Consider the following 15,057-nt stretch of genomic DNA (forward strand, 5'->3'; position numbering starts at 1 on the left):
CCGCGAAGTTCGGCTTCGTTAAGGTGAAAGCATGAACGCCGCCTCAGATCTCAATCCGGCCGAGCTTGCCGCGCTTCTGCATTTTTTTGCGGATGCCGGCGTGGAATGGCTCGTCGACGACGAACCGGTCGATCGGATTGCCCAGTTCGAGGCGCAGAAGGCCGCAAGGGCTCAGGCAAAGGCCCCGGCAAGTGCGCGGGAGCACAGTCCGCAGGACGGCGTATCTTCGGCTTCGAATGGTGGGAGTGCGCCCTCGCGGCGGCCGGGTGCTACCGCCCCTCCCCCGGCAACCACGGCACCGGTCTCCGTGCCGGCCGGACAGGCGGTGGAAGCTGCACGTTTGGCGGCGGGCGCTGCCGGTTCACTGGCTGAGCTGAAGGCGGCGATCGAGACATTCCACGGCTGCAACCTGAAAAACAGCGCCCGCTCGACTGTGTTTGCCAGCGGCGATCCGTCTTCCGGGATCGCGATTATCGGGCCGATGCCGAATGCGGATGATGATCGCGATGGTGCCCCCTTCTCCGGTCGGGCCGGAGATCTTCTCGAGCGGATGCTTGCAGCAATCGGCCTTTCGCGCGACGGCGTGCTGATGACCAATATCATTCCCTGGCGCCCACCGGGCAACAGAATGCCGTCGGCGGCCGAGATGGATATCTGCCAGCCTTTTATCGAGCGCCAGATCGTGCTTGCCCGACCGAAGGCGCTGCTGCTGCTCGGCAATTTCCCGGCCCGCTTCTTCATAGGCGGCAACGGCACGATCCACACGATGCGTGGAAAGTGGCAGACCGTGAGCTTTGCAGGGATGGAAATCCCTGCGCTTGCGACATTTCACCCGCAGGAGCTTCTTGCCGCCCCCGCCAACAAAGCCCTGACCTGGCAAGATCTGCTGGCCTTTCGACACGGTCTTCAATAGCCGGAATTGCACATATTTCGTGCAATCAAACTGACGAAATGCAAATTATTACCATTATATGAAGCAACCCATGCGAGAAACGCATGGCAGCGTGGCGTTCTGCCACATTGCTGAATCAGAGCATTTTAAGCAATATTAGTAATGTCTTGGGAGGGACCCAGACAAAGGACCACGGTAATGACCAGCCGCTTTCGCCCAATACATTCGGGCTTCGAAACACTCCGCGCCGCAGGCGTCGGCCCGCGCTCGACGCAGGGCTACCACCGCTTCGGCTCGGCAACCAACGAGCAGATCACATCGCGCGCCATGGTGCGTCCGGGCGGCATTTCGCGTCCCTCGGCCATGTTTGCCGATTTTCGCGAACGTTGAGGAGGATGTGCGATGAGATCGATATTCAGTCCTCTTCGCACTCTCCGTGAAAACTTGCGTCAGATAAACGCCGCCGTAAACGCATCGCGCGAATTTTCCGAGGCAAGCAGAACTCGGGGCGAAGCGATCGGGTCCGTCAGTCCGCTTTCCGGCATCCCGCTCTGATTTTCCCTTCCCTGATCTTCATGCACCCGGCGGAGAGGCTTTGCGCGCAGCCCTGCGCTCCAGCCCAAGCTGGTGTTCGCGGTAGATGATGAAGATGCCGGCCGAGACGGTGATTGCGGTACCGATCAAGGTATTGATCGCCGGGATATCACCGAACAGCGTGTAGGCAATCGCAATTCCCAGAATGATGGATGTGTATTCGAACGGCGCGATCGTCGAGACGTCCGCGTGGCGATAGCTTTCCGTCAGCAGGATCTGCCCCAGCCCTCCGAAAAATCCCGAGGCGATCAGGCATAGGCGCGCATAACCACTCAGAGAAGACCAGCCGAAGGGCAGGCTGATGATTGAGAAGATCGCCGCGGTCAGCGAGAAATAGAGCACGATTGTTGCGGTCTTTTCCGTCTGAACGAGTTGGCGTACCTGGATCATCGCAAAGCCGCCCATGACGGCGCCCAGGAGCACTGCCATCGCGCCCATTGCCTGCTCTGACCCCATGCCACCACCACTGAACATGGTCATCTTGGGCCATGAAATGATCACAACGCCGACCATGCCGATAGCAACCGCGGTCCAGCGATAGAGCCTTACGGTCTCCTTGAGAAATATCGCGGCAAAGACGACGGCGATCAGCGGCATCGAATAACCGAGTGCTATTGCATCGGGCATTGGCAAATGCACCAGGCCATAAAAGCCGCATATCATGCCCATAATGCCGAGCACGCCGCGCTTGAGATGACCCGACAGGCTATTGGTGTGGAAGGCGTGAAACAATTCCCGGCGAAAAGCCAGATATCCCATGATCGGAACAAGCGCGAAAGCCGATCTGTAGAAGGTGACTTGCCCGGCAGGGAGATCCGGCCCGGCCGCCTTGATGCAGGTCTGCATCATCACGAATACGACAACAGACAATACTTTCAGCATAATCCCGTGCAGGGGATTTCGGGCATCGGGGGCCATAAGGGAACTCATTGGGGTTCAGGCCTTGGGCCTTGATCCGGAAATAGGCGGGGTGGATTCGCAAGGACATTAACGCAAAAGTGGAGCGCCGTGTGTGAAAATTGACGAAAGTTCGCCAGTGCGCCAATCGACGCAGCCGACAATCGGATTTGCGATCTTTTGCCTACAGCTCCGAAATAGCACTGTATGAAAATCGATCACTATACTGACAGTGCGACACTTTATTTTAGCCGCGGTTCAACAATCGTTTAGCATTGAATGTAAATATGCCCGCGGCGTGGGGGCCAAACCAGTCTTTTCGGGGACAGGTCTCACGTCGTCACGTCCAGTCGTTAAGCCGTTTCAGGAAACATCATGCGAACAGATACGGGCCAGATCGTGCATCTGGCGGATTACCGCCCCACTGACTTTGTTCTGGAACGGGTCGACCTGACGTTCGAACTCGATCCGACCAATACAAAGATCGAGGCCCGATTGATCTTCCATCGGCGCGAAGGCGTCGACGCATCGCTGCCGCTGGTCCTGGATGGTGACGAACTTAAGCTTTCCGGCCTGCTGTTTGACCAGAAGGAAATGTCGGCAAGCCAGTATGACGCGACGCCGGAAAGCCTGACGATCCGCGACCTGCCGGCGGAAAGCCCGTTCGAGCTTACGATCACTACCTATATCAATCCGGAAGCCAATACCCAGCTGATGGGTCTTTACCGGACCAACGGCGTCTATTGCACCCAGTGCGAGGCCGAGGGCTTTCGCCGCATCACCTATTTCCCCGACCGTCCGGATGTTCTGGCGCCGTACACAATCACGATCATCGGTGACAAGGCAGCCAACCCGGTCATGCTGTCGAACGGCAATTTCCTTGGCGGCGCCGGTTATGACGAGGGCCGCTCGTTTGCCGCCTGGTTCGATCCGCATCCCAAGCCCGCCTATCTCTTCGCGCTGGTCGCAGGCGATCTCGGCGTCATCGAAGACACGTTCGAAACGATGTCCGGCCGCGAAGTGGCGCTGAAGATCTATGTCGAGCACGGCAAGGAGCCGCGTGCGGCCTATGCCATGGATGCGCTGAAGCGCTCGATGAAGTGGGACGAAGAGCATTTCGGCCGCGAATACGATCTGAACATATTCCAGATCGTCGCCGTCTCCGATTTCAACATGGGGGCGATGGAGAACAAGGGTCTCAACGTCTTCAACGACAAATACGTGCTGGCCGACCCGGAAACCGCCACCGACCAGGATTATGCGAATATCGAGCGCATAATCGCGCATGAATATTTTCACAACTGGACCGGCAACCGCATCACCTGCCGCGACTGGTTCCAGCTTTGCCTGAAGGAAGGCCTCACGGTCTATCGCGACCAGGAATTCTCCTCCGACATGCGCTCGCGCCCGGTCAAACGGATTGCCGACGTGCGTCATCTGAAGTCCGATCAGTTTCCGGAGGATGGAGGCCCGCTGGCGCATCCGCCGCGCCCGGACAGCTATCGCGAGATCAACAACTTCTACACGATGACGATCTACGAGAAGGGTGCCGAGATCACCGGGATGATCGCGACCATTCTTGGACGCGACAACTTCCGCAAAGGCATGGACCTCTATTTCGAGCGCCATGACGGACAGGCCGTCACCGTCGAGGATTATGTAAAATGCTTCGAGGATGCGAGCGGTCGCGACCTCAGCCAGTTCTTCCGTTGGTATGTTCAGGCCGGCACGCCGTTGGTTTCCGCCTCAGGCGCCTATGACGCTGCCGCCGGCACGTTCACGCTGTCGCTCGAGCAGACGACACCGGCCACACCCGGCCAGCCGAACAAGGAGCCGCTGCATATCCCGCTCTCCTTCGCGCTGATCCTCGATAATGGTTCGATTGCCGAACCGACATCGGTCACCGGCGGCGAAATAACGGGCGACGTGCTGCACCTGACGGAGCGCAGCCAGAGCTTCACATTCTCGGGCGTCTCGTCCCGGCCGGTGGTGTCGCTCAACCGGTCCTTCTCGGCACCGGTCAATCTGGTATTCGAACAGTCGCTGGAAGACCTCGTCCATATCGCCCGCCATGACAGCGACCTTTTCTCGCGCTGGCAGGCTCTGACCGACCTTGCCATGCCGAACCTGGCGCAGGCCGCCCGCGATGCGCGCGACGGCAAGGATGTGACCTGCGATCCGGCTTTTGTTGCCGCTCTTCTGGAATGCGCCGGCGATGCATCGCTGGAGCCCGCCTTCCGGGCGCAGGCGCTGAACCTGCCGAGCGAGGCCGACATTGCTCGCGCGCTCGGTGGCAATAACGATCCCGATGCGATCCATGCCGGCCGCAAGGCCGTGCATGAGGCGATCGCCAAGGCTGGAGAGGAAGTCTTCGTCCGCCTTTATAACGAGATGAAGGTCGAAGGCGCCTATTCGCCGAAAGCCGGGGATGCCGGCAAGCGTTCGCTCCGCGGCGTTGCCCTCTCCTATCTCATGTATGCTGAAAACAGCCCGCAGCGCGCCGCCGAAGCATTTGCCGCTGCCGACAACATGACGGATCTTGCGCAGTCACTGACGCTGCTTGCGCATCGCTTCCCGGATGCTTCGGAAGCAACGGCTGCTCTCGCCAGCTTCCTCACCCGTTTCGACGGCAATCCCCTGGTCATCGACAAGTGGTTCTCGATCCAGGCGACGATCCCCGGCGTTGATGCGCTCGAACGGGTCAAGGCGCTGATGGAAAATCCGCGTTTCAACCCAGGCAATCCAAACCGCGTCCGTTCGCTTGTCGGCACGTTCGCCTTCGGCAACCCGACCGGCTTCAACCGCGTCGACGGCAAGGGATATGATTTCCTCGCGGACCAGATCCTTGCGATCGATCCGAAGAACCCGCAGCTCGCCGCACGCATCCTCACCTCGATGCGCTCGTGGCGTTCGCTTGAGCCTGTCCGTGCCGAACAGGCACGGCTGGCGCTTTCGAAGATCGCCAAGGCAGCCGGCCTTTCGACGGATGTCAGCGACATCGTCGGACGCATGCTGAAGGACTGATAGCCTTGGTGACCCGCAGCACTTTAAGCGCTGCGGGTCACATTTAAGCGCCTGCCACATTTTTGGCCGCGATTGACACATTTTGAAACACTTTGCTTGACGCGCCCTGAAATCTCGCATCCGGATTTCGACTGAAGCCGCAGCTGATTTGCGCCACATAAACCTGCAAATTCTAGCATTTTTCAAATAGTTAACAAAATATTACCAACCCTCTGGACACGAAGAATCACTCTATGATTCATTAGGGTAGATTCGGACGGGCGGCGTACCGGATCATCACGAGGGACTAGATGAATACGGTATCGGACGTGCAGCGGGAAACCGCGGCCGGCGCTTGGCTGCGCCCTAAATTTCCGAAGGTTTCGGGCCTGCAGAAAGCGCTTTCGAAAGACAGCAATTTCGCGGTCAAGCCGATCGCACGTCAAACGCCGAAGGTGGAACTGGTGCTTAAGCGATCCATTCCCCTTCTCATCATCGCATTCCTTATGGTCGTGGCAGCGTCGCGCATTCTCGGCATCATGGGCGAGAACAGCCGTATGGAAGATGCCGCCCGGCAATCGACTGCGCTGATGGCAGCAACCACCCAGGCGATTTTCACCGGCCAGGAAACCCTTTTCGCCCAGGCCAACCGCGCTGCCGCCGAAGCACGGCTTTCATCCTATCTCTCTTCCGATCCACAGCCGCATGGTTCCTTCACGCTGTTCATCGACAAGTCCGGTGTCGTTTTCGGTGGCTCGAAAGGAGCCTCTTCCGCCTATATCGGCCGCCGCCTTGCTTCGCTTCTGCCCGAGACCGCAACACTTCGGCGCTTCGGCGGCGTGATCGAGACCTATCTCGGCGACATTCCGCACTATGCTGCCATTCAGCCGATCGGTGATGACGGCGCTCTGATCGTCTCGGCGCATTCGCTCGACACCACGAACAATTTCCTGCGTGGCGAGATCTCGCTCAACGTCACTCTCTTTACCGGCATTTCCGCCATTCTTCTCGTCATCCTTTATGCCTATTACACGCAGGTTAGGCGTGCGCACGACGCCGACGAGATCTTTGCTGAATCCAATCTACGGATCGAAGCCGCATTGTCTCATGGGCGTTGCGGACTTTGGGATTTCGATGTTGCCAATCGCAGGCTCTTCTGGTCCGGTTCGATGTACGAAATGCTTGGCCTGCCTGCTGCCGGCAGCATCATGTCGTTTTCCGATGCCGCAAGGATGATGCATCCGTCGGACGGTAATATCTACGCTCTCGCGCGTGCCATCGGCCGCGGCAATGCCAAGCAGGTCGACCAGGTATTCCGCATGCGCCACGCGGCGGGACATTATGTCTGGATGCGCGCACGGGCACAGGTCATTCGCAACGCTTCCGGTCGTATCCACGTGATCGGCATCGCCATGGACGTCACCGAACAGCACCGTCTGGCACAACGTTATGCCGAGGCCGATCAGCGCCTCGCTGACGCGATCGAATGCACGTCCGAAGCCTTCGTGCTGTGGGACAAGAACGACCGTCTCGTGATGTGCAACACCCACTTCCAGCAAGCTTACGGATTGCCTGAAAGTGTGCTGGTGCCGGGAACCGAGCGTACTACGGTCAATGCAGCAGCGGCACGGCCGGTGATCGAGCGTCGCATCGCAGATGCGGATGGCAGCGGTTTCTCCCGCACCACCGAGGTTCAGCTTGCCGACGAACGCTGGCTGCAGATCAACGAGCGCCGCACCCGCGACGGCGGCACGGTTTCTGTCGGCACCGATATCACGCTTCTCAAGCGCCACCAGGATCGCCTGCGCCACAGCGAGCGCCGCCTGATGGCAACGATTGGGGACCTTTCAGCCTCGCAAAAGACGCTGGAAAAGCAGAAAGCAGAACTTTCCGTCGCCAATGCCAACTATCAGGCGGAAAAGGAACGCGCGGAGGCCGCCAACCAGGCGAAGTCAGAATTCCTCGCCAATATGAGCCACGAGCTGCGCACGCCGCTCAACGCCATTCTCGGCTTCTCCGAAATCCTGATGAACGGCATGTTCGGCCCGCTCGGCTCGCCGAAATACGGCGAATATTCCAAGGACATTCACGACAGCGGCAAGCACCTGCTGAACGTCATCAACGACATTCTCGACATGTCGAAGATCGAAGCCGGCCACATGCGCATCCAGGCGGACAAGATCGATCTCGTGCCCCTGGTCGAAGAGAGCCTGCGCCTGACCTCTATCTCCGCCCAGGACAAGCAGATCACGATCCATCAACGGCTACCCGAAGTACTCGACATGGTCGGTGATAGACGCGCGCTGAAGCAGGTGATGCTCAATCTCCTCTCCAACGCCGTTAAATTCACCGACGAAGGCGGCAGTATCGAGTTGCGCGCTCACCGAATGGAAAAAGGCCTGATGCTGACGATCGCCGACAGCGGCATCGGGATCCCCAAGGATGCAATGCCGAAGATCGGCCAGCCCTTCGAACAGGTGCAGAGTCAGTATGCCAAGAGCAAGGGCGGTTCGGGCCTCGGGCTTGCCATCTCCCGCTCGCTGGTGGCGCTGCATGGCGGCAGGATGCGTATCCGCTCGAAATGCGGCAAAGGCACCGCCGTGTCGCTGTTCATTCCCGACCGGCCTTTCGTGGAAGCACGGAAAAGGGCGGCGTAAGGCGATCACAACTGACCTTCGCCGCATTCACCTTGGCGAAAGCCCCTCACCCTACCTCACCTTTTCATAACCCGTTCAAACACTCCCCGGACCTCACCCGATAACCGCTTCACCTCTCCCTCCAGCGTCAAGAGATCGGGGCAGTCTCCTGCGCGGCAGATCCGCTCGACAAGGCCCGTGGGTGCATCCTTGGCATCGAAAGGACCATCCACGCAGAGGCGGATGATCTGCGAGAGTTCGGTGAACAGACGCAAGGCTTCAAGGCATGTATCGAGATCGGCGCGTTCAGGCAGGTCTTCGCCCAGTGCCTTCAGTGCTTGCGCAGTCGACAGGCCATAGGTGTCGACCAGTAGATCCTTGCTCCCTGCCCGCGTCGGCGCGATCAGCCGCAGGTATTGGGCGATGAACTCAATATCGATCAATCCGCCAGGAATGAGCTTGAAGTCCCAGATATCGCGCGGCGGCTTCTCTTCCGCGATCAGCGCCCGCATCTCGGCCACGTCCGTCGTGATCTTCTTCACGTCCGGCTTGGTCGCCAGAACCTCGCTTATGATCGCCTTTGCCTCATTACCAAGGCTCTCGTCGCCACAGACGATGCGTGCGCGGGTGAGCGCCATATGCTCCCAGGTCCAGGCCTCTTCTCGCTGATATTTGCCGAAAGCGATGATGCGGGAGGCGACTGGCCCCTTGTTGCCGGAGGGGCGCAGGCGCAGGTCGACCTCGAAGACAACACCCTCCGCCATCGGCGCGGAAAGGGCCGCGATCAATCTCTGCGTCAGTCGGGTGAAATAGCGCTGGGCGTCGAGCGGCTTCGGACCAAGGCTTTCGAAAGCCTCGCTGTCATAGTCATAGAGCAGGATGAGATCGACATCCGATCCGGCCGTCAGCTCGAACGAGCCGAGCTTGCCCATGCCCATCACGGCCACCCGGCCGCCCGGATAGGTGCCATGCGCGGTCTCGATCTCGCCTTTCACCGCTGTCAGCGCAGCATCGATCAACAGATCTGCCAGATGAGTGAAGGCGCGGCCGGCATCGTCGCCGGAGATCGCTGCGGTGAGCAACCTGATACCGATCAGGAAACGCTGCTCGGCGGCAAAGATGCGCAACCGATCCAGCCTGTCCTCGTAGTGGCGCGAGCCCGAGAGAAACGTGTCCAGCCGCTTCGACAGATAGTCGCGTGTCGGCACTTCCGACATCAGGCCGGGATCGAGCATGCCATCGAAGACATGCGGCTTCGAGGCGATGATATCGGCGAGGCGCGGAGCAGACGCCATGATGGTGACGATGAGGGAGAGAAGCGGTGGGTTCTTGCCGATCAGCGAGAAAAGCTGGATGCCAGCCGGCAGCGCCTTCAAAAAGCTGTCGAACCGCAGCAGCGCCTCGTCGGCACGCCGGCTCTCGCCAAAGGCCTTGAGCAAAGCCGGCATCATCTCCGTCAGCCGCTCGCGCGCCTCGACGGATTGCGTCGCGCGATAACGACCGGAATGCCAGGTGCGGATCATCCGCGACATGTCGGCGGGCCGCTCATAGCCGAGTTCAGCCAGCGTCTTCAGCGTATCGGGATCGTCCTTCTGGCCGGTGAAAACAAGATTACCTTCGCCCCCTGAAAGCCCCTCCTCCTGCTCGAACAGCCGGGAATAACGTCTCTCGACCGTCTTCAGGGTGCTTTCCAGCCGCGCGGAAAAGGCTGCGACATCGGCAAAGCCGAGCATGAAGGCGATGCGCTTTAGTTCCGCATTGCTGTCCGGCAGGCGATGTGTCTGCTCGTCATGCACCATCTGGATGCGATGCTCGACATCGCGCAAGAACCAGTAGGCCTCGGTCAGCGCCGTGGCGATCTCCGGCTTGATCCACTTCGCCTCAGCCAGCGCCCCAAGTGCTACTTCCGTCTCGCGCGTCCTCAACGCCGGCATGCGACCGCCGGCGATCAGCTGCTGCGTCTGGGCGAAAAATTCGATCTCGCGGATGCCGCCGCGGCCAAGCTTGACGTCGTGGCCCTTTACTGCGATCGCCCCATGGCCCTTGTGGACATGGATCTGGCGCTTGATTGAATGAATGTCTGCGATCGCCGCATAATCGAGATATTTGCGGAAGACGAAGGGCGTCAGCAGTTTCAGGAAATTATCGCCGGCAGCCATGTCACCCGCCACCGGACGCGCCTTGATGTAGGCGGCACGCTCCCAGTTCTGTCCCCTGCCCTCGTAGTAGATCAGGGCTGCATCCATGGAGACGGCGAGCGGCGTCGAGCCGGGGTCAGGCCGCAGCCTCAGGTCGGTTCGGAAAACGTAGCCATCGGCCGTGCGGTCCTGCAGGATACGGATCAGCCGGCGCATCATCCGGCCATAGATCTCCGACGGATCGAGCGGATCGGCAAGAATGCCCACCTCCGGATCGAAAAAAACGACGATATCGATATCGGAGGAATAGTTGAGTTCGCGCCCGCCGAGCTTGCCCATGCCGAGCACGATGAGGCCCGAGCCACGGCTCGGCTCTTCCGGATCGACAAGCTTGAGCTTGCCGCTCTCATGGGTCGCGAGCAGGAGATGGTCGACCGCGGAGGCAACGGAGGCTTGCGCAAATTCGCTCAGCCAGCAGGTCGTCTCCTTCGCAGAGAAGATGCGGGCGAGATCTGCCAGTGCCAGGATGAAGCTGAAGGCGCGCTTGGCCGACCGAAGCACGGTCATGACCTCGCCCTCGGACGGGATTTTTCCGTCAACCGGCCGCCACGCACTCCGCGCCTTGTCGATGAGGGAAGACAGCGCCGGCTCTACCGGCTCGCCGATAGCCTGCGCCAGAAATGAGGGAGATACCGAAGCCGTGTCGCGCAGATAGGGCGACAGGCTGAATGCCGCGACGAGAAAATCCTTCAGCGCGCCGCCTTCTTTCAACATTTGCGCAACGGAAGCCTCGGATTTTCCAATATCTTTCAGCGCCGCCAGAGCAGTCTTAGCTTCCGCCTGAGATAGGGGACGGATGACATCCGCTGATACGGTATCGAGCCGTTTTACGCTTTTCATGCCGTTTCCTCCCTCATGCAGCTTTTAGTTTGCGCAGACGGAGAAGACAAACCGGAATGAGGGGAAACCACAACCCATGAACGATTGCGGTTTATCAAGTGACGCAATCTAATTAGGGCGCTATCTATTTGGAGACTTTCGTACTCCATGCCTTAGCGGGTCGCTTCCCGCTCTTCGGTTGCGTGGAGTCATCCGAATTGCCTTGCGCTCCCGCGTACACCCTCGGGAGAAACCATGAATTCCTCAGACATCGCGCTTCTTGCGACAGCGCTCGGCAGCGTGATTTTCCTCGTCGTGCTGATCGTATCGCGCATCCGGCTGCATCCGCTCCTGGCGCTGATCATCACCTCCATCGGCGTCGGCCTTGTCACCGGCATGCCGGGCGAAAAGCTGATCAAGTCGATCGAGGCCGGTGCCGGCCACACGCTCGGCGCTGTCGGCCTCGTCGTGGCGCTCGGCGCCATGCTCGGCCGCATCCTGGCCGCCGGCGGCGTGACTGAAAGCATTGCCAATCTCATCATCACCAGAACCTCAACCCGCATGCTGCCCTGGGCAATGGCGGGTGCCGCCTTCATCATCGGCATTCCGATGTTTTTCGAAGTCGGCCTCGTCGTGCTTCTGCCGCTGATCTTCAGCGTTGCGCGCAAGCTTGACGAGACCGGGAGCATCAAGGGCTCGGCCTATGTCTATGTCGGCGTTCCGGTCATTGCCGCACTTGCGTCGATGCACGGCATGGTGCCGCCGCATCCCGGCCCGCTGACGGCGATCGCCTCGCTCAACGCCAATATCGGCGCGACCATGCTCTACGGTTTCATCGCCGCCATTCCGGCAATCATCCTTGGCGGACCGGTCTATGGCGCGATCGTTACCCCGCGCCTCAAGGTCAAGCCAGATCAGGGGCTGATCGACCAGTTCTCGCAGGACGCAGCGGAGGGCGCATCGACGGGCCAGGCACCGCCTAGCCTCGGTCTCAGCCTGCTGACAGCGCTTCTGCCGGCGCTGCTGATGCTTTTCCATGCGATTGCCGAACTTCTCCTGCCGAAGGGTTCAACGCTGCTGTCGATCACCGATTTCCTCGGCGATCCGGGCATCGCCATGCTGGTCGGCGTGCTGTTTGCCGCCTGGACCCTGATCATCAGCCGCGGCGGCAACAGCGAGCTTCTGCGCACGCAGCTGTCCGCCAGCGTCAAGCCGATCGCCAATGTTCTGCTGATCATTGCGGGCGGCGGGGCGTTCCAGCATGTTCTGGGAGATGCGAAAGTCGGGGATGCGATCATGCATCTGAGCCAGCAGTTCTCGCTTTCGCCGCTGCTTCTCGGCTGGATCATCTCGATGCTGCTCTCGGTCTCGACAGGGTCCGCCACGGTCGGCATCGTTGGCGCATCGGGACTGCTCGCGCCGCTTGTCGGACATGACCCGTCGCTCAATGCCTCGCTCCTGGCGCTCTCAGTCGGCTGCGGCTCGCTGTTCTTCAATTATGCCAACCATGCAGGTTTCTGGCTGGTGAAGGAATCCTTCGGCATGACGATGGGTGAAGCAACAGCAACCATCTCGATCATCCAGTCGATCGTCTCGGTGGTCGGGCTGGTGATGGTGCTACTGATGAACCTGGCGCCGCCGCTGGTGTGACCGGCCACAGATGATGGGGAGGACGTCCCCCTCTGGCCTGCCGGCCATCTCCCCCACAAGGGGGAGAAAAACCGCTGCAACCACCTGCCTCAATCATCCTTCAACAGTAAGGCCGGGTTAAGCCCTCCCCCTTGTGGGGAGGGTTTGGGAGGGGTCTTTATTACCCTCTCACCCCTTCACCACCGGAAACACCATCGTCACCGTCAGGCCCGGAGTCTCCGTCTTCGCTTCGTCCGTGGCGGAAAGCTCCAGCCTGCCGCCATGCAGCTCCATCACCGCCTCGACCAGCGACAGGCCAAGGCCTGTTCCCGGCTTGGAACGGCTGGCATCCAACCGGAAGAAACGCTTGGTCACCTCACCGCGTTTGTCGGCCGGCACCCCTGGGCCGTTGTCGCTAACGGCAAGCCTAACCTCACCCGCCTCGGAAGACAGTTTCACCCGTATCACCGGCGTCTCGCTGCCTTCGCTGGCATATTTGATCGCGTTGTCGAGCAGATTGAACATCGCCTGGCCGATCAGTTCGCGGTTGCCGTTGACGGAGATGCCTGGGTTGATCCCGGTGATCAGTGTTATGCCCGCCTCTTCTGCGACAGGCTCGTAAAGCTCGGCGCTGTCGGCGGAAACGGCAGAGAGATCGACGCTCGACATCTCCGCCGCGATTGATCCGGCCTCAACACGGGAGATCATCAGCAGCGCGTTGAAGGTGCGGATCAACTGGTCGGATTCGGCAATGATGCCTTCAAGCGCCGCCCGCCGCGCATCTTCATCATCCTCGCCCAGAGCGTCGGCAGCCTTGTTACGCAGCCGTGTCAGCGGCGTCTTCAGGTCATGGGCGATATTGTCGGAAACCTGCCGCAGGCCTTCGTTCAGCTTTTCGATCCGGCCTAGCATGGCGTTCAGCGATCCCGACAGCCGGTCGAACTCGTCACCGGAGCGGCCGACGGGAAGTCGCTGAGACAGGTCGCCGGCCATGATTTTCTGGCTCGCAGCCGACATGCGGTCGATGCGCTTCAGCGCATTGCGGCCGATACCAAACCAGATGACCAGTGCGCCCAGTCCCATGATCGCCAGCGCCACCATCAGCGCCTGCCGCACGATATAACGGAAACGGCTCGGGTCACCGAGATCGCGACCGATCATCACCCGCAATCCGTTATCGACGCGCAGGACATTGGCGATGGCGAGATGTTTGCGCGAACCGCCGATCTCGGCATAGGGTTCGTAGGAGAAAGGCATATTCGTCCAGCCTTCCTGGTCGAGCACGCCAGGCTGGACGGAGGAGACATTGCCGGCCAGCATCTCGCCGTTCGGTCCGGCGATGACATAGAGATTTGCGCCCGGCTGGCGGGCGCGGCGCTCCATGATGCGCAGGAGAAGGTTCACCCCGCCGCGTTCATAGGCGCGCTGGATATCGGCGACTTCCTCGGTAATCGTCTGGCGTGTCTGCTGTACCAGCGTCTTTTCCGAAAGCGCCGTCACATAGATGACGAGAAACCCGGCGCAGATCGCGAACAGGAGGATATACAGCGCCGACAGCCTCACGGCCGTCGAGCGGAACATGAGGCGGGCGCGCTTGGCGATGCGGGAAAGCATTACCCCTCGTCCTTGATCATGTAGCCGGCGCCGCGGATGGTCTTCAACAATGGCTTGTCGAAGTCCTTCTCGATCTTGGAGCGCAGGCGCGAGACATGCACGTCAATGACATTCGTCTGCGGGTCGAAGTGATAGTCCCAGACGTTTTCGAGCAACATGGTGCGGGTCACGACCTGACCGGCATTCTTCATCAGGTATTCGAGCAGGCGGAATTCACGCGGCTGCAGCAGCACATCCTTGCCGGCGCGCTTGACCTCGTGAGAAAGCCGATCGAGCTCCAGATCGCCGACCCGGTAGACCATATCCTGTTCCGGCGTGCCCTTGCGGCGACCGAGCACTTCGACACGCGCCAGAAGCTCGGAAAAGGCGTAGGGTTTCGGAAGGTAATCGTCGCCGCCGGCGCGCAGGCCGGTGACGCGGTCATCCACCTGGCCGAGCGCGGACAGGATCAGCACCGGGGCGTTGACGCCGCGCTTGCGCAATTCGCTGATCACCGACAGGCCATCGCGGCGCGGCAACATGCGGTCGATGACCATCACGTCGTAGGAGTTTTCCGAGCCCATGAACAGGCCGCTTTCACCGTCGCTGGCGTGGTCCACGATGATGCCGGCCTCGCGAAAGGCCTTTGTCATGTAGGCTGCCGCCTCGAGATCGTCTTCGATAACCAGAATCTTCATGTGCGGGACAATAGCCTCGGCGGAAACATTTACACTATCGGAATCTTCTGTCTTTACCGAGGAAAACGACGAGGTCTGCATGCTGGTCTCCGTTACAA

9 protein-coding genes are annotated in these 15,057 nt (G+C 60.1%); 5 read left to right on the top strand and 4 right to left on the bottom strand.

Annotated elements, in window-relative coordinates:
- Window positions 1–31: 31 nt before the first annotated feature.
- Entirely contained in the window at window positions 32–913 is an 882-nt protein-coding gene (locus GGE33_RS09110; protein ID WP_183822564.1) for a uracil-DNA glycosylase, read from the top strand.
- A gap of 177 nt (window positions 914–1,090) precedes the next feature.
- Entirely contained in the window at window positions 1,091–1,282 is a 192-nt protein-coding gene (locus GGE33_RS09115; RefSeq protein ID WP_148145520.1) for a hypothetical protein, read from the top strand.
- A 183-nt stretch (window positions 1,283–1,465) separates the two neighbouring features.
- Here the strand turns inward: GGE33_RS09115 and GGE33_RS09120 are convergent, their stop codons facing one another.
- Window positions 1,466–2,404, bottom strand: coding sequence for a DMT family transporter (locus GGE33_RS09120; protein WP_183824038.1), 939 nt, complete (start codon window positions 2,402–2,404; stop codon window positions 1,466–1,468).
- Between the two features lie 354 nt (window positions 2,405–2,758).
- Here GGE33_RS09120 and pepN point away from each other — a divergent pair, with 354 nt between their 5' ends.
- Together pepN and GGE33_RS09130 are read left to right on the top strand one after the other, a co-directional pair.
- Window positions 2,759–5,407 carry an aminopeptidase N gene (pepN, locus tag GGE33_RS09125; protein WP_183822566.1) on the top strand — a complete coding sequence of 883 codons (2,649 nt, stop codon included), beginning with the start codon at window positions 2,759–2,761 and terminating at the stop codon, window positions 5,405–5,407.
- A 290-nt stretch (window positions 5,408–5,697) separates the two neighbouring features.
- On the top strand, window positions 5,698–8,043 hold the full coding sequence (locus GGE33_RS09130; protein ID WP_183822568.1) for a PAS domain-containing sensor histidine kinase: 2,346 nt from the start codon (window positions 5,698–5,700) through the stop codon (window positions 8,041–8,043).
- A 56-nt stretch (window positions 8,044–8,099) separates the two neighbouring features.
- On the opposite strand, the gene GGE33_RS09135 is transcribed toward GGE33_RS09130, so the two are convergent.
- A complete protein-coding gene (locus GGE33_RS09135; RefSeq protein ID WP_183822570.1) occupies window positions 8,100–11,060 on the bottom strand; it encodes a bifunctional [glutamine synthetase] adenylyltransferase/[glutamine synthetase]-adenylyl-L-tyrosine phosphorylase in 2,961 nt (986 codons plus the stop codon).
- A gap of 234 nt (window positions 11,061–11,294) precedes the next feature.
- Between GGE33_RS09135 and GGE33_RS09140 the strand changes: the two genes are divergently transcribed.
- Window positions 11,295–12,689, top strand: a complete 1,395-nt coding sequence (locus GGE33_RS09140; RefSeq protein WP_148145524.1) for a GntT/GntP/DsdX family permease — start codon at window positions 11,295–11,297, stop codon at window positions 12,687–12,689.
- 168 nt (window positions 12,690–12,857) lie between these two features.
- On the opposite strand, the gene GGE33_RS09145 is transcribed toward GGE33_RS09140, so the two are convergent.
- Together GGE33_RS09145 and GGE33_RS09150 are read right to left on the bottom strand one after the other, a co-directional pair.
- The gene (locus GGE33_RS09145) at window positions 12,858–14,282 is read right to left on the bottom strand and encodes a sensor histidine kinase (RefSeq protein ID WP_183822572.1); all 1,425 of its coding nucleotides are present in this window, start codon (window positions 14,280–14,282) and stop codon (window positions 12,858–12,860) included.
- Complete coding sequence (locus GGE33_RS09150) at window positions 14,282–15,040, bottom strand: response regulator transcription factor (RefSeq protein WP_281388726.1); 759 nt, start codon at window positions 15,038–15,040, stop codon at window positions 14,282–14,284. The genes GGE33_RS09145 and GGE33_RS09150 overlap by 1 nt, the downstream gene beginning before the upstream one ends.
- Between the last annotated feature and the right edge of the window lie 17 nt (window positions 15,041–15,057).

Source organism: Aliirhizobium cellulosilyticum (assembly GCF_014198105.1).
Classification (GTDB): Bacteria; Pseudomonadota; Alphaproteobacteria; order Rhizobiales; family Rhizobiaceae; genus Neorhizobium; species Neorhizobium cellulosilyticum.

Excerpts from the sequence above, each read along its gene's own strand:
- GGE33_RS09110 (WP_183822564.1), top strand. The coding sequence starts at position 32 with ATGAACGCCGCCTCAGATCTCAATCCGGCCGAGCTTGCCGCGCTTCTG.
- GGE33_RS09115 (WP_148145520.1), top strand. The coding sequence starts at position 1,091 with ATGACCAGCCGCTTTCGCCCAATACATTCGGGCTTCGAAACACTCCGC.
- GGE33_RS09120 (WP_183824038.1), bottom strand. The coding sequence starts at position 2,404 with ATGGCCCCCGATGCCCGAAATCCCCTGCACGGGATTATGCTGAAAGTA.
- pepN (WP_183822566.1), top strand. The coding sequence starts at position 2,759 with ATGCGAACAGATACGGGCCAGATCGTGCATCTGGCGGATTACCGCCCC.
- GGE33_RS09130 (WP_183822568.1), top strand. The coding sequence starts at position 5,698 with ATGAATACGGTATCGGACGTGCAGCGGGAAACCGCGGCCGGCGCTTGG.
- GGE33_RS09135 (WP_183822570.1), bottom strand. The coding sequence starts at position 11,060 with ATGAAAAGCGTAAAACGGCTCGATACCGTATCAGCGGATGTCATCCGT.
- GGE33_RS09140 (WP_148145524.1), top strand. The coding sequence starts at position 11,295 with ATGAATTCCTCAGACATCGCGCTTCTTGCGACAGCGCTCGGCAGCGTG.
- GGE33_RS09145 (WP_183822572.1), bottom strand. The coding sequence starts at position 14,282 with ATGCTTTCCCGCATCGCCAAGCGCGCCCGCCTCATGTTCCGCTCGACG.
- GGE33_RS09150 (WP_281388726.1), bottom strand. The coding sequence starts at position 15,040 with ATGCAGACCTCGTCGTTTTCCTCGGTAAAGACAGAAGATTCCGATAGT.